Below are 24,406 nucleotides of genomic sequence, written 5' to 3' on the forward strand. Positions count from 1 at the left end.
TCAATGCTTGCCTAAAAGTAATCAATAACTTGCTTAAAGAAAAAATTACTCGTATTTTTAATTATTTAAAACTGGATGTGGAATTCAAGAATGAGCACTAACTTCACCCTTAATTCACAGCAGCGAATGTTGTCTTTAATAAATCAGTTAGCTTCTTCGGAAGGGTTTACAGAGTCATTGCTTAAAAATGTCACATTTATTCGTTCGAATAGTGCATTGACATGCATGTCGACCTTCTATGAGCCTAGTATTGTAATTATTTTACAAGGACGTAAATGCGGTTTTTATAATGATAAACAATATATTTATGATGCTAATAATTATCTTGTGGTCTCTATTCCTTTGCCTTTTAATGTTGAGGCAGAAGCAACGGCGGATAACCCTTTGCTAGGTATTATACTCCACATTGATCCTTTGATATTAACCGAACTTATAACAAATCTTCCTGTAGACTCTGTGCCATCTAGCTCTCCTCCTAGTGCGTTATATTCTAGTCCTGTAGATGAAAATTTTGAAAATGCAGTATTTCGTTTGATAAAGTCACTAACCTCTCCTATTGATGCTAAAGTTTTAGGACCTTCTATATATAGAGAAATTCTTTATAGAGTTCTTAGCAATGAACAAGGAAATGGACTTAGAGAAGTTTTATTAAGGAATAGTAGTTTTGGTAAGATTGCTAACGCGTTACAGTACATTCATTCAAATTATGATAAGAAAATAGATGTTAGCACTTTAGCAATACAGACTAACCTTAGTATTCCTGCTTTTCATATGTATTTTAAAACAGTCACTTCTACCTCCCCAATTCAATATATCAAGGCTATACGATTACATAAATCAAGATTAATGATGGTCAGACAAGGCGTAAGTGCTGAAAGCGCTGCGAGAAAAGTGGGTTATGAAAGTGCTTCTCAATTTAGCAGAGAATTTAAACGTCTATTTGGTCGTAGTCCAATAGAAGAAGTAAGAAACTTAAAAACAGTTTTATCACTTTCCACATCCAACCCCGATGGCTAAAAAAACCTTTAATTATATATATTTATGTTGAAATTAAAGTTAACTGAATTATTCAGGGTATAGCAATATCTGAATCAAATCAAAAACTCACATTCCAAGACAACTGCGCGGTACGTGGCGCACCAAGGAATAAATAATCATCCCCAAAGAAGCTACCTGCATCTCGCCAGTATTTTTTATTGAATACATTATCAACATTAAATCTCAAAGTATTGTCATACCCATAAGCACGGAAGTTATAGGCAGTGCCTACATTAAATATTGTATAACCAGATACTTTCGCTGTACCTGATTTATTAGCGTATTTACTACTGCTGTATTGCATGCCTGTTAACAAGCGTAATCCATCTACTTGTGGCACTTGATAAGATAAATAACTGGCGAAACGTACTTTCGGTACATTTTGAGTTTGATGCCCTTGATAATCTAAGACATTTATCTCTATTAATCGCGAACGAGTAAGCGCTAATGTCGATATCACGTCTAGGCTCTGCCCTAAGCGCCCTTGTACGCCCAACTCCAAGCCAAGGTTGTGTTGCTGACCTTCAGTTAAGTAGTAGTTATCAGAATTTGTATATTGATGATCTTGCTCTAATTTAAATATGGCAGCAGTAAACAGTATAGATTGTAATTGATGCTTCACTCCTAATTCATATTGGGTGGATTTGATAGGTTCAAGTGTTTCAAATGCATTCCCTACAATTCCTTTTTCTTCATTACCCAATGCAAACCACGGTGCTTGTCCACCATCACTCAAGCCTTTAGCATAAGACGCATAGAGATGGGTATTTTCCCAAGGCTGAAACATCAGTGCGAACTGAGGTAAGAATCGATTTAAGTCCGTATCACGGATCTTATTAGCTTCAGCATCATAGGCTTTTTCGTCTAGTGAAAGGATTTTTCCACCCATGAGAACAGACCATGAGTCATTGAAATCAATCTGATCGAGCAGGTTAAGTGCGGTTTGCTGACTATCTAAAGATTTATACCGATTGCCTAAAGGAATGTTAGAAGGATTGTATGTCTCACTATCTTTATAAATATTTCCTGTGCCCACTAACTCATTGATAGCATCATGTTGCGCACGGCGCTTGTAGGTCTGAGACAATTCAACATTCAGCTTATGTTGCCATGTTCCCGTATTAAATTTACCGTTTAATCCTGCTTTAAATTGATTGGTTAGGTAGCTGTCATCAGGGCTACGAAAATCATAAATATCATAGTTGCCATTTTGGTCAAAACTATTGCCTAAGCCTGTAGTCTGACATATATCACTGTAGCAACCCCATGGAAATGCCGAATAATCATCGACCACGACACGACTTTGTGATGCAGATAAGTTTGCAGACCAATTCTCATTGAGCTGGTGACTATATTTTAAGCTGGTATTGAGGCTTTCATTGGTTACTGGTTTACTCCAACTCTGATAACCAAGTAAACGATCCCACTCAATACCAGTTGGTACGGTTTTTCCATCAAGTAACTGATAACCAGCGACTGAGCGTTGACGTTGGCGTTGTGATTCAAGATCGAACTCTAGTTTTGAATGATCTGAAACTTTCCAGTCTAAAGCCAAAGAACCAAATAAACGCTTACCATCAGCATGTTCAACATAAGGATGGATTTCTTCTGTAGCCAGATTAACGCGATAACCAAATTGCTGATCTTCACCGACAAAACTACCCAAGTCAGTTGCTACTCGGTTGCCACCATGACTGTCTGCGTCAACTGTGATGGAACGAATATCTTTCGGACGTTTGGTGACATAATTGACTACACCACCAGGTGTTGACATGCCACTTTGAATCGCACTAATGCCCTTTAATATTTCGACTTGTTCTTTGTTTTCAAGTGCCACATTTTGTTCACCACGAAGCAAATTGCCATTCAGTAAATAACTTGAACCGAGATTTAAGGCAAAGCCACGCATAACAAAATTTGGATAATAGCCAATGGGTGCATAGCCATCTCCTACTGCTGCATCATTTTTAACGACATCTGTGAGCGTTTTTGCATGTTGATCAGCGATGTGTTCTGCTGTAACTGTGTTGATAGAAGCTGGAATTTTCACAATGTTTTGTTGAGTAAAACCAGATAAATTCACTTTTGGCTGATAATAAGACGTTTGTTCTACTTGAGCAACAACCGTAATTGTTGGGAGTCGTGGTGTATTATTTTCATCTTCTGCATGTACGACTACGGAGCTAAACCCTAAACATGAAAATGAGCCAATCGCCAGTAATGCTTTTTGTAAACGAGAAAATGGATATGTTTTCACAGTTGTTGTCTAACCCCAAAAGATAATTTTATAACCTGAACTTTGCGGGATGAGTATTCACAATTTTCTCAGATTGAACAAGCTTTTCTATGACATATTTCAGGTTTTAAAATAGAAAATTCTATACCTTTAAAGATATAAGGTGATTCATTAATTTTTTAAATCTTATAATCAAATTCCTATACAAAAACTTTATATTCGTAGTGACCAATAAACTTATCATTTTTTGGTTTAATTTCACTGTATTTTTCTTGATTGCAAGTTCCATTAACTCAATTTGAACTTGTTCCTGTGCAATCATATCGTCTAAAAATTCACGATCCTCACTTGATCCTAAAGCATGTTCAGGTCTTCCCTGTACACGGTTAGAAATACGTGTAATAGCCTTGAGTGCAAAAGCTCGGTTTTGCAACTCATATTGAATGCCATTGATAAAATCTTTAGATAACATACTTTTTGTTCCGTTCAGCTACATAATCAAAATCGCTAGAAGAATCGCATGACTTGAGTTGATTCACCATTACACCATGATTAATTCGCATACAAATAGAATATTTATTAATCAAATATTGTGGCACTTGATTTTATTGAACATGTTCAATAAAATTAATTTATATTTTATGAACGCGTAAAAAAAAGAGTAATGAAAATGAAAAGAACAGATGAAATATTGGATGTAGTCATCATTGGTGCTGGTTTATCAGGTCTAAAAGCTGCACTTGAATTAAAAAATGCAGGTAAAAATGTGTTAGTTCTTGAGGCACGAGATCGTGTTGGAGGAAGAGCCAAGTTGGGTGAGATTTGTGGCCAGCCCATTGATCATGGTGGTCAATGGTTAGGTGCGCAGCAACAGCGTCTTAGAGAACAAGCTCAAGCGCTTAATATACAAATTTATTCCCAGTATACTCAGGGAAAAGGACTGCTTAGCTCAAAGAATAAAGTCACTGAATTTAAATTCGTACCCAAACTACCTCTATTTTCTTATTTGGCTCTAGCAAAAATATATTTGGCTTGGGAACGAGATATACAATCATTGCCAGAAAACAAACCTTGGTTAGCAAAACATGCTAACGAATGGGATAATTTGTCCTTAAATGATTGGATTGAAGAAAATATAAAAAATCATGCTACTCATGATTTCGTAAAACTTATCATAAGAGCTTTGCTATGTATTGAGGCTTCAGAAACATCTTATTTATTTTTCCTAGAATTCTTACGACAAGGTCAAGGTATAAAAATTATGGCCGATGTTAAAGGTGGCGCTCAACAAGATAAATTTATCGGTGGCGCATGGCAAATTGCAAAAAAAATGGCTGATTTATTAGCCAATCATATTTACTTAAATAGCCCCGTTATCTCGATACAACAAGATAAAAATGGCGTTCAAGTCAATTGTGCCGAACGTAGCTTTAGAGCAAAGAAACTCATCATGACAGCTCCACCCCAGTATGTTACTCAAATTGATTTCTCACCAGAGTTACCTACGGAAAAATTAGGACTATTAAACGGAATGAGGATGGGAAATGTGATCAAAATGCATATTGCTTACCCTACACCTTTCTGGCGCCATCGAGGATTAAGTGGTTCTGTGATAAGCCCTGATCACCAATTAGGTTTAGTCTTCGACCAATCGCCAAACGATGAAAATATAGGAATACTCGTTGGGCTAATTGAAGGTCATCATGCAATTCATATGGGGAAATTGTCTAAAGAGGAACGTAAAGAAATTGTTATATCTGATCTCGTACATTACTTTGGACCAGAAGCTACAGAGCCACTTGAATATGTAGATTGTAATTGGGATGATGAAAAGTGGTCTTCAGGTGGATATGCAGCTCATACTAAGCTCGGCGTACTAACAAAATTTGGTCAGGCCTTACGTGAACCATTTGGACATATTCATTGGGCTGGAACTGAAACAGCAAGAGAATTTGCAGGATATTACGAAGGTGCGCTTGAGTCTGGAATACGGGCTGCTCAAGAAATCATTGAAACAATCTAATTTTTCCTTGATGATTAATCAAAGACGATACTTACAGGGCAATCACCAACAGTCGTGCCACTCAATTTTTTTGCTTCTATAAAATGCAAGTTCAAGTAAATATGGAAAATAAACAAACAAATACACCACGCCGTGGTCGTCCTCCTCGTAGTCAGGAACAAATCACAGCAAGTCGAAATATCATTATTCAAGCCGCTCGCGACCTATTTGTAACACATGGATACGCAGGCGTATCTATGCGTAAAATTGCAGCGAAAGCAGACTGTTTACCAGCAACGCTCTATACTTTATTTCCAAGTAAAAGGCACTTACTCCACCATATTTGGGAAGTTACTTTTTTAGACTTAATAGTGAAGTTAGAAGAGTGTTATAAAAATACTCCCGAATCAAAGCGATTAGAAAATCTTTGCTTAACTCAAATAAATTTTTGGCTAGATCGTCCTGATGATTGTAGAGCTATTTTTTTAATTGAAGATCATCCTCAAAGTGCTGAAGAACATTATTTTGTGGATGACTCTCAAGCCGTTCCTCAATTAGAAATTTATACTCGTGCGATTCAAGAAGCGCAAATGCGCGGTGAAATCCGATTGGGAAATCCAAACCAAATTAAGAGTGTTCTACTCTGTAGTATCTTAGGTATTGTTTTAAGTTTAATTGGTGTTCCTGAATATCCTTGGGGAGACCCGACGATTTTAAAAGAAATGACGATACGTGCACTTATTACTGGAATGAAATAACATTCATTTTATCTTTATTGCCTGAGCGTGGACCTTAGTGTTTGGGTAATAAACTGTTGTATTGAATTTCCGACAAAGAAAATGCTTGAATTGTTTAAAGCATGCTAATATCCAAAAACTGACAATACATCATGTCAAATTAAAAGAAGGAATTGCGATGCTAAAAATGCAACAGATCAACATAACTCAAGAATTCAATGCGCCTGTCGAAAAGGTTTTTGCACTCCTTAGTGAGCATGAAAATCTAAATAAACTATTTGCGCCAGCAAAAGTGACTCGTTTAAGTGACGGTAAAGATGCGCGCAATGGTGTAGGTTCAGCACGTAAGCTCTCAATCCCATTAACCCCTTCATTTGTAGAAACAAATTTAGTTTATAAAGAAAATGAACTGATTGAATACGCAATTACTGCGGGTATTGCACCAATCAAAGCACATCGTGGTGTAATGAAGTTTACTGATCTTGGCAATAATCGTAGTCGTTTGGACTATACGATTACATTTAAAGGTCGAGTGCCATTTATTGGTCCAATCATTAAAGTTGCGCTGCAAAATGGTGTCAGCCGTGGACTTAAAAAGCTGAAAGTGTAGTATTTAACAAAACTGAATTCCTAAATAATTTGTGAATCAAACTCCCCTATTTTCTAACTGTGGGAGTTTTTCTTTGGCGTATTTATCAACTTTTCTTTGGAAAAATGATTCCCAAAATAACATTCGGCTCATTTTTACGATAAATTAGGTTATAGAACGATTAGGCCTCAGGGAAAGACATGACACTTAAGCAATTAAAAGCCTTTTTGGCGCTTGCTCGTACATTAAATTATGCCAATGCTTCTCTTGAGTTACACCTGAGTCAATCCGCCCTGAGCCTTTCCATTAAAAGTCTAGAAGAAGAATTAGGCGGTAAGCTGTTTAATCGGAATACACGCCGTGTTGAACTCTCGCAGGAAGGAAAATCACTAATCCCCTATGCAAAAAAATTACTAGCAAATTGGGATGAAATGGAAAATGATGTCAAACAGCGCTTTAAACTGAATCGAGGCACATTAAGCATCGCCTCAATGCCATTTGTCACACATGCAATCTTGCCTGAAGTGATTCATGAATTTTTATCACTTCATCCAAACCTCAACTTCTCCATCCATGATATTCCGAATGAAACCATTATTGAAAAAGTCCAAGACGGTATATTTGAGTTAGGCATATGTTTTGAACCAGATTTAACCGAAGGCCTAGAGTTTAAAGCTTTATTTGAAGAAGATTTCTTAGCATTACTCCCTAAAAATCATCCCTTAGCAGCCTGCTCTTCTATTACTTGGCAGCAACTTTTTTCTAATCCTTTTATCACGCTACAAAGACCTTCAATCGTCCGTCATTTGATTGAGCAAAATTGCTTACGTAACCATATGACATTGGATTTAAAAATTGAATGTCATCAAATCTCTTCTTTGTCTAGCTTTGTTGCCCTTGGCATTGGCGTAAGTGCCATTCCGCGTCATTTCGCCAAACATATTGACCTACAACAAAATATTTTGCTGGAGTTACCAGCAGAAACCATTCATAAAACAGTGGGCATTATTTACAAAAAGAATTTTGAAATATCACATATTTCAGAACAATTTATTGAATCATTGACCAAGCATAAATTTTAAAATATTCATTACTGGATGATTTGGTCTCTATCTATCTTGATACCTATTTTAAATATATTAATAAAAATCAATAAAATAAGAAAATTAATTCTAATCTTTTTATTTTCTAAACTTTTATTCAATATCTGATTTATTAATTTTTCTCATTAATCCTTTAAAAAAATCAACTTCTACACATCCAAAGCAAGTGCTAAAACTAGATCACTAAGGGACGATAGGAAAACAATAGAATGAATAAGGTTTATGCCAATGCAGAGGCAGCAATCAAAGATGTGATTGCCAATAATCAAACGCTGGCTGTTGGTGGCTTTGGTTTATGCGGGATTCCAGAAAAATTGATTGTGGCCGTAAAGCAAAGTGGTGCAACAGGTCTGACTTGTATTTCTAATAATGCAGGTGTCGATGATTTTGGTCTAGGGATCTTATTACAAACAAAACAGATCAAAAAAATGATCTCCTCTTATGTCGGTGAAAATAAAGAATTTGAACGCCAATATTTAAATGGCGAACTCGAAGTAGAACTGACACCACAAGGTACTTTGGCTGAAAAATTACGCGCTGGTGGTGCTGGTATCCCTGCTTTTTATACGCAGACAGGTGTAGGCACATTGATTGCCGAAGGTAAAGAACAACGTAGCTTTAAAGGTAAAAACTATATCTTAGAAGAATCGCTCACTGCTGATGTTGCTTTGGTGAAAGCTTATAAAGCAGATAAAGCAGGTAATTTAATATTTCGCAAAACCGCGCAAAACTTTAATCCTGAATGTGCAATGGCTGGAAAAATCACCATTGTCGAAGTTGAACAGGTTGTTGAGATTGGTGAGTTAGATCCAGATGAGATCCATTTAGCAGGTATCTATGTGAATCGCATCATTCTGAATGCATCACCTGAAAAGCGTATCGAACAAAAAACGTTAAGCACGGAGGCAGTATAAAATGGCTTGGTCACGTAATGAAATGGCACAACGTGCTGCACAAGAACTTGAAGATGGTTTTTATGTGAATTTGGGAATTGGCTTACCGACTCTCGTTGCCAATTATATTCCAGAGAATATGAATGTCTGGTTGCAATCTGAAAATGGTTTGCTTGGTATTGATGCATTTCCAACTGAAGATACAGTTGATGCCGATCTAATCAATGCTGGAAAACAGACCATTACAGCGCGTGCTGGTGCTGCATTTTTCTCTAGTTCTGAATCTTTCGCCATGATTCGTGGTGGTCATGTCAATATTGCAATCTTAGGTGCAATGGAAGTTTCTGAACAAGGCGACTTAGCGAACTGGATGATTCCAGGCAAGAAAGTTAAAGGCATGGGCGGTGCAATGGACTTGGTTGTGGGCGTCCAAAAAGTTGTGGTTCTGATGGAACACTGTGCCAAAGATGGCACACCTAAAATTGTGCAAGATTGTAGTTTGCCTTTAACAGGTCAAGCTGTAGTACATCGTATCATCACTGATTTAGGCGTTATGGACATTACACCACAAGGTGTTGAACTGATTGAACTGGCCAAAGATGTCACACTTGAGCAAATACGCGCTGTGACTGGCGTACCGCTACGATTTGATAAGTCTTTAGTTGCTTAATCCCTATTTGATTTTCTGCTCTAGTTTCAGCTAGAGCAGATTACATAACTATATAAATTTTAAGAGATATCAAAAATGAGTTCTATTGTTATCGTTTCAGGTAGTCGTACCGCAATGGGCGGTTTTCAGGGCAGTCTATCTGCTTTAACAGCACCAGAATTGGGTGCTGCTGTCATTCGTGAATCAATTCAGCGTGCAGGTATCCAACCAGAACAAGTCGATGAAGTTGTGTTTGGCTGTGTACTCAGTGCTGGCATAGGTCAAGGTCCTGCTCGCCAAGCCATGCGTAAAGCAGGTGTTCCAGATCATGTCGGTGCAGTCACCATTAATAAACTTTGTGGTTCTGCAATGAAAGCAGTACTCATCGCATCAGATACACTTAAAGCAGGCAGTGCCAATATTGTGGTTGCAGGTGGCATGGAATCCATGAGCAATGCACCCTATATCCTGCCTAAAGCCCGTGGTGGTTACCGTATGGGGCATGGCGAAGTGAAAGACCATATGTTTTTAGATGGTTTGGAAGATGCTGAAACTGGTCGTTTGATGGGTTCTTTCGCACAAGACATGGCAAACACCAAAGGCTTTACCCGTGAACAAATGGATAACTTTGCTATTTCTTCGCTTAAAAAGGCTCAAATTGCGATTACTGAAGGATATTTCAAAGACGAGATTGTCGCTGTAGAAGTCAAAACACGTAAAGGTGTAGACCTTATTGATCAAGATGAGCAACCGCTTAAAGCAAATCTTGAAAAAATTCCAACATTACGCCCTGCTTTTAGTAAGGACGGTACGATTACCGCAGCAAACGCTAGCTCTATTTCTGATGGTGCGGCTGCATTGGTACTCTCGACTGAAGAATATGCTCAAGCAAATGGCTTAGATGTTTTAGCAAAAATTGTTGCAACTTCAAGCCATTCACAACATCCAAGTGAATTTACGGTTGCTCCAATTGGTGCGATTCAAAAAGTGCTTGAGCGTGCTGGTTGGTCAGTTGAAGATGTCGATGCATGGGAAATCAATGAAGCTTTTGCAATGGTAGCAATGGCACCGATCCATGAGCTAGGTATTGATGAAACCAAAGTCAATATTCACGGCGGTGCTTGTGCTTTAGGTCATCCGATTGGCGCGACAGGCTCACGAATTATTCTTTCACTGATCTATGCATTAAAACGTTTAGGTAAAAACAAAGGTGTGGCTGCATTGTGTATCGGTGGTGGGGAAGCAACCGCGGTTGCAATTGAAATTTAAGTTCTAAAATAAAAAATGCATCTCATTTAAGGGATGCATTTTTTTGTCTGTCTAACTCTAATAAAGTGAATAATTCAAAAGTCTATTGTTTAAAACCAGTGCATATTTTAGATTGTTTCTTAAATAAAACATCAATATTTGGGCAGTAGAATGACAGTTTATGCTTTTGAACAAGCAATTAAAACTTTAGTTGAAATGGTACAAATTGATAACTTTGGAGATGTGCAAACTATTGATGCTATTCTTGCAGAAGTTATGGCTTTTAATGATCCTTCAGCTATTCGTCCCTTGATGCGTTTAATTGAAGATACGGCTCAACATGATGAGACAATATTCTCAATTATACATAGTATTGAGTCTTTTGATGATGAGGTTTATATATCTGAAATTCTAAAAGAATTACCCTATTTGGTGCATAAATCTCCACGATGGGCTTCTATTTTATTTATGAGAATATTAAATAGTGATAGTACAAGAGAATGCATAACTGAAAAAGTCTATTTTGCCACTCCTGAAATTAAGGCGGCGGTGTTAGTTCTTATTGAGAAGATTAATGAAAAGAACGCTAAGTTTTTAGAGAAGACAGTTACCATCATAGTTGCAGCAAAGAGTAGTTGATCAACTATTTAGATAGAGAACTTAACGGAAATATGAACTAAAAGGTGCAACTATAGTCGATCAAGATTTTACTTGGAAAACAAAAGATGCCTTTATTGATTATGGAAATTATAGACTTAGGCAACTTCTTGAATTGAATTAAGGTACACCAGATTAACAGATGTACCTTTTATTGATTGTGATAAGGTAACAATTAAGAAAACTAAGTTATGCGTTACCTGACTCAGTCAAACTTACTTTGACTTCTTCCACCTGATTCTCTTCATCAAACTTATGACGTTTAAGGCTTAAAATCGCACAAATCGCAATCATCGCTGGAATGGAAATCATCACAAAATTCATGGTATGTGGCAAATTTAAGGTCAATAACAAGCCTGTTAAAATAGGTCCAACGATCGCACCGATTCGCCCAACACCAGAAGCACAGCCAATTCCTGTAGAACGCACACTTAATGGATAATATTGTGCAACATAGCTATAAAGCAGAATTGATGTACCAATGGTCGCAGCACCAGCAACAGTCACTAAACCATATAAAACATAAGTTGGTGAATTAAACCCTAAGCCGATCAGTGCCACAGCACCTGCCATGAGCATGCCCAAAATCACAGGTTTTAAATGGAATTTATCTGAAAGAATACCACCGCCAATCGAACCAATCATGGCACCAACATTTAAAGCAAGTAGGAATAAAATACTCTTTCCGAGTGAATAGCCTGCTGCAAGCATCAATTTAGGCAACCAACTACTTAATGCATACACCATCAATAAGCACATGAAGAATAAGACCCAAAACATTAATGTATTGAAGGCACGGCCTTGTTGAAATAATCCTTTGACTGAGCTACCTGTTGGAACATTTTCTTCATTAAGAATTAATCGTGTATTACTGGTAATTGATTGTTCAGATGAGATCTTTTGAATAATGGTATGCGCCTGTTCGGTTTTTCCTGTTTTAACCAAAAAAGTCAAAGATTCAGGCAAAAACTTCCACATTACTGGTAATAAAAGTAAAGGAATACCCGCAATCAAAAACATGATTTGCCATCCTTGACTTTCAACCAAATAACTTCCAATCAATGCGGAAAGAATCCCCCCAATCGCATAACCACTAAACATAGCTCCGACTAAGGTACTGCGGATGCGTTTAGGTGCATATTCAGAGGTAAGCGCAACTAGATTTGGCATGACCCCACCAATCCCTAATCCCGCCAAGAACCGTAAAATACCAAATTCAAAAGGGCTAGTAGCAAAAGCACCCAAAAAGGTAAAACCACTAAACAAAGTAACGCAAATTAAAATTACATTTTTACGCCCAATTTTGTCTGCCAACGCGCCAAAAAGCATGGCACCAAACATCATGCCGCATAATGCGGTACTGGCCAGCATTCCCGCTTGGACTGAGGTCAGTGACCACTCCTGCATTAGTAAGGGCAAAACCACGCCATAAATCACAAGGTCATAACCATCAAAGATAATAATCAATAAACACCAAAGTAAAATACTCCAGTGAAAAGGTGTAAATTTTGCTTGGTCGATAACGGTATTAACATTAATTGTAGATGTTGTCATTCTGCATCTCCTCTATGAGATAATTTCCTAATCATTATTTAAAACGACATAATTCACCTTAAAGAAAAACAATATTATTCAAGGTTTTACTTCCATTAAAAATCATAACTCGCCATCATGTTGATACGGTTATCGGACCCTGTGCGACCATCAAATGTTTCACGTTCGCCATAGACATATTCCATGCCCAGCGTGATCGGTTTATATGGGTTGTACATTCCGTTAATCCAGCCTTGCCACAGTTCTTTATTCTGAGCTGAGCTATCTTTATGGATACGTGCAAATTCATTGTCACTTTTGGCTTTCATATAGCCATAGCCCAAAGTCGAACGGAATTGCGAAGTGAATTGATGGGTAATCCCCGTAGAAATAGAATCAAATTCATTGCTGTGTATATTGTTTTGATCATCAATCGCATACGCGCTATTGGTCCACATTAGGAAACGTCCATCCCCTTTGATGTGGTTATAATCAGCCTTTAAGAAGGTTTGAGGACTTAGCTGATATTTCCCCCCGATCCCGACACCCCATGCCCACTCGTCATCATTATTGGTTTTTTTCTCTGCAACAAAGCTACGACCAGACAGCATCGAACCATTGGCAAATTTATGATTCACTCGTCCAACAAATGCGGGTAAACGCATTTTGTTATCTGGATCTGATGCGGCTGTATATTTTGGGTCTTCAACTGATAAGGCAAAGCTGGTATTTGCAGATAGATTGTCGCTATAACGGACTATAGGAGAGCGTTGCAATGCACCACCGACATAAGTCGCTGCATCAATGGTTTCTGGATAATATTCAGGTGCAATAAAGGTAGACCACGTTTGACCAATTAGCCATTTATCAAACGTTAAATAAGCATGACGAATACGAAATTGATCTCGTGAAGTGCCCCCGAAGAAATCCATTTCTAATTTTCCACCGACATCGCCAATTGCTGTTGGAGTTTTAAAATTAAGTCCTATGCGTGAGACATTGGCGGTTGAATGTAAGCGGTCTTTTTGTTGTGCTTCTTCGGCTGTATGTTTGAGCGGCACGCCACTAATATTGTTATACATCGTCGATGCACCCTTAGCTTGATAAGAAGCATCGGCACGAATATAACCATATAAGCTCACTTCTGCACCAGATTTTAGCTTAGGTGTCGGCGTTTGAGTCGTTTCTGGCGAGGCGGCTACCGTTACTTTGGTTGTTGGCTGAGCTGGTGCAGATTGCTGTACATAGTGTTGCAACATTGCTTTTAACTCTTGCACTTCTTGTCGAAGCTGCGCAACCTCCTCACTTTCCGAAGCTGCATGAACAGATGACATGACCGCTATAACAGACAGCGCCAACATACTTTTTTGTACCGTTAGTATGAACTTTTTCATTAAAATAAGTTTCCTTCTTGTTGATCCTAAATATCCTTTAAGATCACTATTTGTTTGCGTTATATCCTTTGCAGTAACCATGACTGCATCGCATTTCTTGTTTTAAATCTTTAACACCTTGATTTATTTGATTTTCACCTCCTGTAAAAATGCTTGTATTGGTACATTCACTGTTTTTAAAGACAAAGCGATCTTGCAGCGGCTATATAAGCCACTGTTAATTAAACATTTGGTAAAAAACTAAGTACTATGTCCGTGTTCTAGTGTCTAATTTCCTCATCGGTTCGCTCGTGGCTAGGAAGCTTGCGCAGAATAAGCTTGTTTTTTCTTTTTCTGTGCAATTAATCCCTGATACATCAAAATTTGGCTATAGGAATGCACATCCATAAAACCTGTGCGGTGAAGAAGTTGCTGATAAACCTCGGTAGAAATGCTATGAAAATCCCGCTCCATCCGCTCTAACATTTTCTGACACTGTTGTTCCGTCAGACCTTGAGCTAAGCATACATAACGCAATGCTTGAAGCTGCTGAGGATTCGTACAGGTCATCAAATCATAGGTCAGTAAGATCCCATTTACTTTTAAGCGATCATAAATCTCACTAAAGAAAGTAGATTTGCTTTCATCAGCAATAAAGTGAGCAACGAGAATAGAAAGTGCAGCATCAAAACAAGCTTGATCAGGCAAAGCTGACGTTTCACCATGTACAAACGTCACTTGTGCAGATCGCCCCAAATCAGCAACCAGTTGCTTTGCCTTTTCAAGCATCGTTAATGAAGGGTCTACTGCTGTAAAGATCCAGTCAGGATGCCTCTTAAGTAGGTATTCTAGTTCATAGCCTGTTCCACACCCAACGATCAAGATATGAGAATTGGGCTGTAACGCTGATTGTAAAATGGCATCCACCTGTTGATGGATCATTTCATAACCCGGAATTAATTTACGGATATGCTGATCATATTCTTCAACAACTTTCGGGCTATTAAAATCTTTTGCCATTTCCTTTGTCCTATGCTCAAGCTTATTTCGATGCTGTACTTTGATCCCAAACGTCTTTAGTCAAACACCGATGACGTTAAGTTCAGCTCAGCTCGCATAATTTCCTGTAATTTGAATTTTTGTGCTTTGCCTGAAGCAGTCATTGGAAATTCATTGAAGAATTTGACATAACGTGGCACTTTATTATGTGAAATATGTTCTTTACAGAAACTGCGGATACCGTCTTCATCACTTTGATGATGTTCATGCAAAATAATACATGCGCAAAGTTCTTCACCATATCGGCTGTCTGGCAAACCAATGACTTGAACATCGCTAATATCAGGATGGGTATATAAAAAGTCTTCTATTTCTTTTGGAAATAGATTTTCACCGCCACGGATCACCACATCTTTTATACGCCCCTTGATTTTGATGAAACCATCGGCATCCATTTCAGCGATATCGCCAGTATGCATCCAGCCTGCGGCATCAATCACTTCACGCGTTTTTGCTTCTTCGCCCCAATAACCAGCCATCACCGAATAACCACGAACACATAACTCACCTAAGCTACCTTGTGGAACGATTTGTCCTTCAAGGTCAACAATTTTGATTTCAAGATGTGGGTGTACACGTCCAACCGTACTGACTCGTTTATCAATCGTATCGTCTACCGAACTTTGTACACTGACTGGAGAGGTTTCTGTCATACCATAGCAAATGGTGATTTCTGACATATGCATTCGGTCGATGACGCGTTGCATAATTTCACGTGGACATGGGCTTCCCGCCATAATGCCTGTGCGTAGACTTGATAGATCAAATTCATTGAACTGTTCATGTTCTAAGGTCGCAATAAACATGGTGGGCACGCCATAGGCAGCAGTACAACGTTCATTGTGAATCGTCTTGAGTGTTTCTAGAGGATTAAACACCGCTGATGGATATACCATCGTCGAGCCATGCGTAATACAGGCTAAGTTTCCCATCACCATACCAAAACAATGGAACAGTGGTACGGAAATACAGACTTTATCCTGAGGGGTTAAACGAATGCCTTCACCAACAAAGTAACCATTATTTAAAATGTTGTGATGCGTCAACATCGTACCTTTCGGGTTACCTGTGGTACCTGAAGTAAACTGAATATTAATGGTTTCATCGAATTGCAGTTGTTGTGCTGCATTTTTTAATTGGTCAAGTTGCTCAGCTGTTGGAGATGTTACAAGATCACTAAAGCGATGAATCCCTGTATGTTGCTGCTCATCAATTTTGATCACAAATTTTAAAAATGGCAGCCGTTCTGAATGAATTTTTTTATCGGTACAGAAACTGATCTCAGGCGCAATTCTTGTGAGAAGTTCTTGATAGTCTGTCGTTTTGAACTGTGACGCGATAATCAATCCCTTGCATGAGACTTTATTCAACACATATTCAAGTTCATGACTTTTATAGGCTGGATTGAGATTGACTAAAATAATCCCCGCTTTAAAAGCTGCAAACTGAGTCACCGTCCATTCCACACAGTTTGGAGACCAAATCGCGAGTCGGTCGCCCTTTTTCACACCGAGTTGAAGCAAACTACATGCAAATGCATTGACTTCATCTTGCAGTTGTTTATAGGTTAACCGTCTGTTCTGATGCGAACTCACAATCGCCTCTTGCGCAGCGTATTGCTGACAAGCTTGGTCGAACTTTTCTCCAATCGTCATCCCCAGCAGGGGTTGCGAACTTGGTCCTGAGGCATAGCTTAACCGTACATGTTGCATTGAATCATTCTCCTTGATTCTTTGTAATTCTCTTGTTACCTGGTCTAATTGTTGTTACTGCAACTACTCTTCAAACTGCCTGTTTCTGTGATTTTAATGGTCTTGTATGCCCTACTTCTTCCGTACTGCATCCACACAAAAATCAGCAATCTGTTTTGAAAAATAGTCTTTGTGTTGCTGATCAAACTTTGTATTCTGAGCTGGGTCTAAAGGCTCTACTACCACAAAAGTCATGGCACCAACCACACATAAGGCAGTGGTATTTAAATCCTCTAGCACAAACTCACCACTTGCATTTCCATCAGCAAGGATTTTAATCACACTCTGTTTAATCAACTGCTTAACACGAAAACGCTCATGTTCAACCATAGAATCAACAGGTTCAAACATCAGTGAATACGCAAGCTGAGGACTATTCAGCGCCCGTTTTACAAAAGTTGCTACCGCTTTGTGCAATTTTCGTTCTGCTGGCAGATCACTTTCTGTGATTGCATCAATCACCAAAAGCTCGGTATTGATGGCTTCTGACAGAACTTCAATTAACACCTGACTTTTATTGTCAAAGTAGCGATAAACCAGCCCACTCGAAACACCTGCTTGCTCAGCAATTGTTTGTATCTGTGCGTCTTTAAAGCCTCCTTCTGAAATTAAGTTTCTCGCCGAATTCAAAATCGACTTACGATTTTGCTCCATTCGCTCTTGCATCAAAGATGATCGTTTATAGCTCATAAATTTTATTCTCTAACAAATAAAGTGAATTGTAAATCATTTTATGAATCTCTATTCACTTTTTTAAAAAATCATTGTATGGTACTTCCTAAGCACCTACAAGAATGCTTATGGAACAACAAATATAACCAATGGGATGAACACAATGAACCTACGTAGCTTGAATTTTGGTCTAGATGAAACACTCATTGCACTACAAGATTCAGTTGCCGCATTTTGTGCAAAAGAAATTGCACCAATTGCTCAACAAGTTGATCAAGACAATAAATTCCCTTCTCACCTCTGGAAAAAGTTTGGAGATATGGGCTTATTTGGCTTAACTGTTTCTGAAGAATACGGTGGCACTAATCTTGGCTATCTTGCGCACATTATCGTTATGCAAGAAATTTCTCGTGCTTCAGCGGCCATTGGGCTTTCTTACGGTGCTCATTCTAACTTATGTATCAACCAAATTAACCGTAATGGTAGTGAGCAACAAAAACAGAAATATTTACCGAAGCTGATTTCTGGCGACTATGTCGGTGCATTGGCAATGTCTGAACCAAACGCAGGTTCTGATGTGGTCAGCATGAAATTACGTGCCGAGCAAAAAGGTGATCATTTTGTCTTAAATGGTTCAAAAATGTGGATCACCAATGGTGGTGATGCAGATGTATTGGTGGTTTACGCAAAAACAGATCCGCACGCTGGTGCAAAAGGTATGACCGCTTTTTTAATTGAAAAAGACATGCAAGGTTTTAGTCATGGCAACCATTTAGACAAACTCGGTATGCGTGGCTCAAATACCTATCCCCTGTTTTTTGACAATGTTGAAGTGCCTATCGAAAACGTACTTGGTGGTGTTGGCAATGGGACTAAAGTCCTCATGAGTGGCTTGGATTATGAGCGTGCAGTATTAAGTGCAGGTCCTCTCGGCATTATGGATGCTTGCTTGGATGTGGTGATTCCTTATTTACATCAACGTGAACAATTTGGACAAGCTCTAGGTGAGTTTCAACTGATGCAAGGCAAACTTGCAGATATGTATTCAACTTGGTTGGCATGTAAAGCATTGGTCTATGCCGTTGGTGCAGCGTGTGATAAAGCGGATCATGACCGTAGTTTACGCAAAGATGCCGCAAGTGCCATTCTATATGCTGCTGAAAAAGCGACTTGGATGGCAGGTGAAGCGATTCAAAGCTTAGGCGGCAATGGTTATATCAATGAATTTCCGGCAGGTCGTCTCTGGCGTGATGCAAAGCTTTATGAAATTGGTGCAGGTACATCTGAAATTCGTCGTATGTTGATCGGACGTGAACTTTTCAATGAAACCAAATAAGAACGATAAATCAGGATACAGCTTATGAACCAATTACAAAGCAAAATTAATGTCAGAAGTGAAGACTTCAAAAGCAATCAGCAAGCAATGCAAACATTGGTCACTGATTTAAAACAAGTTGCCCAGACGATTGCTTTAGGTGGCGGAGAAAATGCCCGTGAAAAACACTTGGCGAGAGGTAAACTTCTTCCGCGTGAGCGTATTGACCAATTGATTGATGTCGGTACAGCTTTTTTAGAAATTGGGCAGATGGCCGCGTATAAGGTTTATGAAGATGATATTCCTGCTGCGGGCGTTATTGCAGGTATCGGGCAAGTCAATGGTGTTACTTGTATGATTGTTGCCAATGATGCAACGGTCAAAGGTGGTACTTATTATCCCCTCACCGTCAAAAAACATTTACGTGCCCAAGAAATTGCTGAACAAAACCATTTGCCTTGTATCTATTTGGTCGATTCTGGTGGTGCCTACTTACCAATGCAGGATCAGGTGTTCCCAGATCGGGATCATTTCGGACGTATTTTCTATAATCAAGCGCGCATGTCGAGTCTCGGTATTGCGCAAATTGCAGTAGTCATGGGCAGTTGTACCGCTGGTGGTGCTTATGTGCCTGCGATGTCGGATGAAACCATTATTGTTCGTAATCAAGGAACCATTTTCTTGGGTGGACCACCTCTCGTCAAAGCGGCAACGGGTGAAGTCGTCAGCAGTGAAGATTTGGGTGGTGGTGATGTCCATACACGGCTTTCAGGTGTTGCCGACCATTTGGCTGAAAATGATGAACATGCGATTGCGATTGCACGTAACATTGTTGCCAATTTAAATAAAAAATCGAATGACTTAAATACACAGATTGATGAACCACTTTTTGATGCGAAAGAGCTTTATGGCGTTGTACCGAGTGATGCACGAAAACCGTTTGATGTACGTGAAGTGATTGCCCGTATTGTTGATGGTTCTCGTTTTGATGAGTTTAAAGCGCGCTTTGGTTCGACGCTTATTACAGGCTTTGCTTCTTTATATGGCATGCCTGTCGGGATTATTGCCAATAACGGCATTTTATTTTCTGAGTGTGCACAAAAAGGCGCTCACTTTATTGAACTCTGTACCCAACGCAACATTCCTTTGCTCTTTATCCAAAATATCACGGGTTTTATGGTCGGTCGCCAATACGAAAATGAAGGAATTGCCAAACATGGTGCCAAGTTGGTCATGGCTGTTGCCACAGCCAATGTTCCAAAACTCACACTGATTATTGGGGGTTCTTTTGGTGCAGGTAACTATGGCATGTGTGGACGTGCGTATTCACCACGCTTCTTATGGACTTGGCCAAACTCTCGTATTTCCGTGATGGGTGGTGAACAGGCAGCCAGCGTCCTTTCAACGTTAAAACGTGATCAGATTGAGCAAAAAGGAGCACAGTGGTCAGCACAAGCAGAAGATGAATTTAAACAACCAATTCGTGAACAATATGAACGCCAAGGTCATCCATATTATGCCTCTGCCCGCCTATGGGATGACGGTGTAATTGATCCTGCTCAAACGCGCCAAGTCCTTGGTCTGAGTCTTGCGGCTGCGATGAATGCACCCATTCAGCCAACCAAGTTCGGCGTGTTCCGTATGTAAGAGGTGTTTATGAACTATCAATTTTTACAACTGGAACAACAGGATCAGGTGGCTTATGTCTGGCTGAATCGTCCAGAATTGCATAATGCCTTTAACACGACCGTGATTGAAGAGTTACATGGTTGTTTTAAACAACTCAGTACCCGTGATGATATTCGTGTTGTGGTGTTGGCTGGACGAGGCAAAAGCTTTTCTGCTGGTGCTGATCTAAATTGGATGAAACAGGCGGGTCAGGCATCTTCAGCAGAAAATGAAGCCGATGCGCTCAAGCTTGCCCAGATGCTAGATGCGCTTGCAAGCTTGAAACAACCAACGATTGCTCGTGTTCATGGTATCGCCTTTGGTGGTGGTATGGGACTTGCCTCTGCTTGCGATATTTGTATTGCGAGTACCGATGCTAAGTTTGCAACTTCTGAAGTTCGTTTGGGGCTTGCGCCTTCTACGATTAGCCCTTATGTCATTCGCGCCATTGGTGCAAGACAAGCTTCACGTTATTTCTTAACGGCTGAACGTATATCAGCACATGAAGCCAAACAGATCGGCTTGGCACATGAAATTGCAGATGCAGAGGACTTAGACCAAAAAGTTCAAGACATCATTGACGCACTGTTACTCGGTGGACCACATGCTCAAGCAGCATCAAAACAACTGATTCAAATGGTCAATAACCAAACGATGAGCGATGCGCTACTGCAACAGACTGCGCATCATATTGCACAAGTTCGTCAAGGCAGTGAGGCAAAACAAGGTTTAAATGCCTTTTTAAATAAACAGCCACCTGCGTGGGCTTGCACCGCGAAATAACAACAATTAAGGACGATCACAATGTTTGAAAAGATTTTAATTGCGAACCGTGGCGAAATTGCCTGCCGTGTGATTCGTACAGCGAAAAAGCTTGGTATTGCAACGGTTGCGGTATATTCAGATGCTGATGCCAATGCACAGCATGTCAAACTTGCAGATGAAGCCATTTATATTGGTCAATCCCCTGCAACTCAAAGTTATTTACAGGCTGACCGTATTATTCAAGCCGCGATTGATACAGGTAGCCAAGCGATTCATCCCGGTTATGGTTTTCTTTCAGAAAATGACCAATTTGCGCTTGCCTGCCAACAACATAATATTTGTTTTATTGGCCCCCCAGTCGATGCCATTTTGGCAATGGGTTTGAAAGCAACCTCAAAAGCACTGATGGAAAAAGCGGGTGTACCTTTAACCCCCGGTTATCATGGCACCAATCAAGATGCTGACTTTTTAAAACAGCAAGCAGATGGTATTGGCTATCCAGTATTGATCAAAGCCAGCGCTGGTGGTGGTGGTAAAGGTATGAGTCTGGTTGAGCGTAGCGAAGACTTTCTACATGCCCTTGCCTCGTGTAAACGTGAAGCCAAATCAAGCTTCGGTAATGATGATGTCTTGATTGAACGCTATGTGATTCAACCGCGGCATATTGAAGTGCAAGTATTTGGTGATACACACGGTAATTATGTGCATTTGTTTGAACGTGATTGCTCGGTACAACGCCGTCATCAGAAGGTATTGGAAGAAGCCCCGGCTCCACAAATGCCAAGTGACAAACTCGATGCTATGCGCCAAGCTGCGATTGATGCTGCACGCGCAGTAGACTATGTCGGTGCGGGTACAGTTGAGTTTATCGTGGAGCAAGACGGTACAGCTTATTTCATGGAAATGAATACTCGTCTACAAGTCGAACATCCTGTAACTGAAATGATTACAGGTCAAGATTTGGTGGAATGGCAATTACGCGTGGCTTATGGTGAAGCATTACCAAAACTACAGCATGAATTACAAATTCATGGACATGCACTCGAAGCACGAATCTATGCAGAAGAACCTGATAAGGGCTTTTTACCTGCAATCGGCAAAATTGACTATCTTCGTTACCCAACTCAAAACCAATATGTTCGTGTGGATAGCGGTATTGTGGAGGGTGATGAAATCACCACTTTCTACGATCCAATGATTGCCAAGTTGATCGTATGGGGTAAAAACCGTGAAGCGGCCCTGATTCAAATGCAACATGCGCTCAGTCAATTCCATGTTGATGGTTTGGGCAATAACATTGCCTTTTTGGAAAAGATTGTACGCTGTGATTCCTTTAAACAGGCGAAGTTGGATACCAATCTGATCCCACGTGAAGAACAATTCTTGTTTAGTCCTGTGCATATCAAGCCTGAACTGGTGGTAGCAACTGCTTTCATTGAGTTCTTGGCTCAACTTGAAAATAACCATTCAGGTCAAAAACAACTTTGGCTGGCACAACCTTTATGGCGTATAAATGTTGCATATCAGCACAGCATTAAATTGAATTATTTAAATCAAAATATTCAGATTAAGTTCATCGCAGCGGAACAAGGTTTTAATGCAGAATTTAACGGTCAACGTTATCACATCACAGGTCAACTACTTGATCAACATTGTGCTTCGGTTCAAATCAATGGTACTCAGCAAAAACTAGCGTTTAACCAAAGTAAGCAAGGTATTAGCTTGTTCCATAGTGGGCAAAGCTACAAGTTTGATTATATTCGTCAGGACTTTAATCAAGCGGATAGCCAAGCAGAACAAGGACATCTTAAAGCGCCTATGCCGGGTGTCGTGACACAACTCTTGGTCGGTGCGAATCATGCTGTGAAAAAAGACGATATTCTCATGACACTTGAAGCCATGAAAATGGAATACACCATTCGCGCACCGAAAGATGGTGTGATTGTGGATGCTTATTTCCAAGTCGGTGATCAAGTTAAAGTCGGTGATGAACTTGTGGAATTTCAACCTGACGAGGAGGAAGTTGCATGAGTGAGTTTGTCAAAATCGTTGAGGTTGGGCCACGTGACGGACTACAGAATGAAAAACAGCCGTTGACGATAGAACAACGATTTAATTTCATTAGCGACCTGATTAATGCTGGATTAAAGTCAATTGAGGTGGGCTCTTGTGTATCGGCAAAATGGGTGCCGCAGATGGCACACAGCGATGCGCTATTTAAATTGCTGCCTCAACATCCAGAGTTAAATTTGAGTTTGCTTACGCCTAATCTTAAAGGTTTTGAAGCGGCTCAAGCTGTTGGCTGTAAAGAGGTTGCGGTATTTACCGCAGCTTCTGAAAGCTTTACCCGTAAAAATATTAACTGTTCGATTGATGAAAGTTTGGAGCGATTCGCTGAAATTTTCCAAGCGGCGAAAACCCACAATGTTCGTGTACGCGGTTATGTTTCCTGTATGGTGGATTGTCCTTATGAAGGCGCAATTGCCCCTAAACAAGTGGTGCATGTTGTTAAACGCTTATATGACATGGGCTGCTATGAAATTTCCTTAGGTGAAACTATTGGTACGGCAACACCTGACCGTGTTCAAAAAGTCTGGCAAGCCTGCTTAGCTGAACTCGACAGCAACGTTTTGGCTGGCCATTTTCATAATACCTATGGCATGGCCATCGCCAATATCTATCAGTCTCTACAACAAGGAATACGTATTTTTGACTCATCCCTTGCTGGATTGGGTGGTTGTCCTTATGCCAAAGGTGCATCAGGCAATGTCGCCACTGAAGATCTATATTACTTGTTATCCCATATTGGGTTTGAGACTGGGATTCATTTGGAGAAGCTGATGCAGGCAAGCCAAAATATCAATCAAGTCTTGAGTCGAAAGAATCTATCAAGCTATGCAAATACTTATTTGCAGCAACATTGTGCCTAAATAAATTTAATGATGATTAAACCAATAGACTTCTTTCATAAATCCCTTTTTTGTTCTCTCGATGTTAGACATACAAAGAGCGTATGAGTCATTATGAAAGTAGTCTAATGCCCCACAATCAAGTTTTGAGGGAGCATTTGAATATTATTATTTTCTAATTTTTGAGTTATATCGCATTTTATTGACTG

General features: G+C 39.6%; 21 protein-coding genes. 14 read left to right on the plus strand and 7 right to left on the minus strand.

What is annotated here, in order from left to right; all coding sequences use genetic code 11:
* The first annotated feature begins 90 nt into the window (after positions 1-90).
* Entirely contained in the window at positions 91-1,017 is a 927-nt protein-coding gene (locus MMP72_RS00825) for an AraC family transcriptional regulator (RefSeq protein ID WP_241313780.1), read from the plus strand.
* A gap of 79 nt (positions 1,018-1,096) precedes the next feature.
* Here the strand turns inward: MMP72_RS00825 and MMP72_RS00830 are convergent, their stop codons facing one another.
* Both MMP72_RS00830 and MMP72_RS00835 read right to left on the minus strand, forming a co-directional pair.
* Positions 1,097-3,295: a TonB-dependent siderophore receptor gene (locus tag MMP72_RS00830; RefSeq protein WP_241313781.1), complete on the minus strand. Its 2,199-nt coding sequence runs from the start codon at positions 3,293-3,295 to the stop codon at positions 1,097-1,099.
* Positions 3,296-3,416: 121 nt separating this feature from the next.
* Entirely contained in the window at positions 3,417-3,746 is a 330-nt protein-coding gene (locus MMP72_RS00835) for a hypothetical protein (RefSeq protein WP_241313782.1), read from the minus strand.
* A gap of 198 nt (positions 3,747-3,944) precedes the next feature.
* On the opposite strand from MMP72_RS00835, the gene MMP72_RS00840 reads away from it, so the two are divergent.
* The 8 genes from MMP72_RS00840 to MMP72_RS00875 all read left to right on the plus strand — a co-directional run bounded on the left by MMP72_RS00840 (position 3,945) and on the right by MMP72_RS00875 (position 11,134).
* Entirely contained in the window at positions 3,945-5,297 is a 1,353-nt protein-coding gene (locus tag MMP72_RS00840; RefSeq protein WP_241313783.1) for an FAD-dependent oxidoreductase, read from the plus strand.
* Positions 5,298-5,380: 83 nt separating this feature from the next.
* Positions 5,381-6,034: a TetR/AcrR family transcriptional regulator gene (locus MMP72_RS00845; protein ID WP_241313784.1), complete on the plus strand. Its 654-nt coding sequence runs from the start codon at positions 5,381-5,383 to the stop codon at positions 6,032-6,034.
* Between the two features lie 157 nt (positions 6,035-6,191).
* Positions 6,192-6,623 (plus strand): SRPBCC family protein, encoded by a 432-nt coding sequence (locus tag MMP72_RS00850; RefSeq protein ID WP_241313785.1) that lies wholly within the window; start codon positions 6,192-6,194, stop codon positions 6,621-6,623.
* Positions 6,624-6,802: 179 nt separating this feature from the next.
* Complete coding sequence (locus tag MMP72_RS00855; protein ID WP_241313786.1) at positions 6,803-7,684, plus strand: LysR family transcriptional regulator; 882 nt, start codon at positions 6,803-6,805, stop codon at positions 7,682-7,684.
* Between the two features lie 230 nt (positions 7,685-7,914).
* Positions 7,915-8,619, plus strand: a complete 705-nt coding sequence (locus tag MMP72_RS00860) for a CoA transferase subunit A (RefSeq protein WP_241313787.1) — start codon at positions 7,915-7,917, stop codon at positions 8,617-8,619.
* A gap of 1 nt (position 8,620) precedes the next feature.
* Complete coding sequence (locus MMP72_RS00865) at positions 8,621-9,268, plus strand: 3-oxoacid CoA-transferase subunit B (RefSeq protein ID WP_241313788.1); 648 nt, start codon at positions 8,621-8,623, stop codon at positions 9,266-9,268.
* 75 nt (positions 9,269-9,343) lie between these two features.
* Entirely contained in the window at positions 9,344-10,516 is a 1,173-nt protein-coding gene (locus MMP72_RS00870) for a thiolase family protein (protein ID WP_241313789.1), read from the plus strand.
* A gap of 150 nt (positions 10,517-10,666) precedes the next feature.
* Positions 10,667-11,134: an Imm30 family immunity protein gene (locus MMP72_RS00875; protein WP_241313790.1), complete on the plus strand. Its 468-nt coding sequence runs from the start codon at positions 10,667-10,669 to the stop codon at positions 11,132-11,134.
* Positions 11,135-11,341: 207 nt separating this feature from the next.
* On the opposite strand, the gene MMP72_RS00880 is transcribed toward MMP72_RS00875, so the two are convergent.
* The 5 genes from MMP72_RS00880 to MMP72_RS00900 all read right to left on the minus strand — a co-directional run bounded on the left by MMP72_RS00880 (position 11,342) and on the right by MMP72_RS00900 (position 17,558).
* Positions 11,342-12,706, minus strand: a complete 1,365-nt coding sequence (locus MMP72_RS00880; protein ID WP_241313791.1) for an MFS transporter — start codon at positions 12,704-12,706, stop codon at positions 11,342-11,344.
* 95 nt (positions 12,707-12,801) lie between these two features.
* Positions 12,802-14,079, minus strand: a complete 1,278-nt coding sequence (locus MMP72_RS00885) for a DcaP family trimeric outer membrane transporter (RefSeq protein ID WP_241313792.1) — start codon at positions 14,077-14,079, stop codon at positions 12,802-12,804.
* Between the two features lie 294 nt (positions 14,080-14,373).
* Positions 14,374-15,078, minus strand: a complete 705-nt coding sequence (locus MMP72_RS00890; RefSeq protein ID WP_241313793.1) for a class I SAM-dependent methyltransferase — start codon at positions 15,076-15,078, stop codon at positions 14,374-14,376.
* A 56-nt stretch (positions 15,079-15,134) separates the two neighbouring features.
* Positions 15,135-16,829, minus strand: coding sequence for an AMP-binding protein (locus MMP72_RS00895; RefSeq protein ID WP_241313794.1), 1,695 nt, complete (start codon positions 16,827-16,829; stop codon positions 15,135-15,137).
* A 111-nt stretch (positions 16,830-16,940) separates the two neighbouring features.
* On the minus strand, positions 16,941-17,558 hold the full coding sequence (locus tag MMP72_RS00900; RefSeq protein ID WP_241313795.1) for a TetR/AcrR family transcriptional regulator: 618 nt from the start codon (positions 17,556-17,558) through the stop codon (positions 16,941-16,943).
* Positions 17,559-17,703: 145 nt separating this feature from the next.
* Here MMP72_RS00900 and MMP72_RS00905 point away from each other — a divergent pair, with 145 nt between their 5' ends.
* The 5 genes from MMP72_RS00905 to MMP72_RS00925 are packed head-to-tail and all read left to right on the plus strand — an operon-like array spanning position 17,704 to position 24,218.
* The gene (locus tag MMP72_RS00905) at positions 17,704-18,876 is read left to right on the plus strand and encodes an isovaleryl-CoA dehydrogenase (protein ID WP_241313796.1); all 1,173 of its coding nucleotides are present in this window, start codon (positions 17,704-17,706) and stop codon (positions 18,874-18,876) included.
* A 24-nt stretch (positions 18,877-18,900) separates the two neighbouring features.
* Positions 18,901-20,502, plus strand: a complete 1,602-nt coding sequence (locus MMP72_RS00910) for a carboxyl transferase domain-containing protein (protein WP_241313797.1) — start codon at positions 18,901-18,903, stop codon at positions 20,500-20,502.
* 9 nt (positions 20,503-20,511) lie between these two features.
* Positions 20,512-21,306 carry an enoyl-CoA hydratase/isomerase family protein gene (locus tag MMP72_RS00915; protein WP_241313798.1) on the plus strand — a complete coding sequence of 265 codons (795 nt, stop codon included), beginning with the start codon at positions 20,512-20,514 and terminating at the stop codon, positions 21,304-21,306.
* A gap of 21 nt (positions 21,307-21,327) precedes the next feature.
* Positions 21,328-23,319 carry an acetyl/propionyl/methylcrotonyl-CoA carboxylase subunit alpha gene (locus MMP72_RS00920; RefSeq protein ID WP_241313799.1) on the plus strand — a complete coding sequence of 664 codons (1,992 nt, stop codon included), beginning with the start codon at positions 21,328-21,330 and terminating at the stop codon, positions 23,317-23,319.
* Complete coding sequence (locus tag MMP72_RS00925) at positions 23,316-24,218, plus strand: hydroxymethylglutaryl-CoA lyase (RefSeq protein WP_241313800.1); 903 nt, start codon at positions 23,316-23,318, stop codon at positions 24,216-24,218. The genes MMP72_RS00920 and MMP72_RS00925 overlap by 4 nt, the downstream gene beginning before the upstream one ends.
* The last annotated feature ends 188 nt before the right edge of the window (positions 24,219-24,406 follow it).

The organism is Acinetobacter sp. NIPH 2699 (assembly GCF_022549355.1).
Classification (GTDB): Bacteria; Pseudomonadota; Gammaproteobacteria; order Pseudomonadales; family Moraxellaceae; genus Acinetobacter.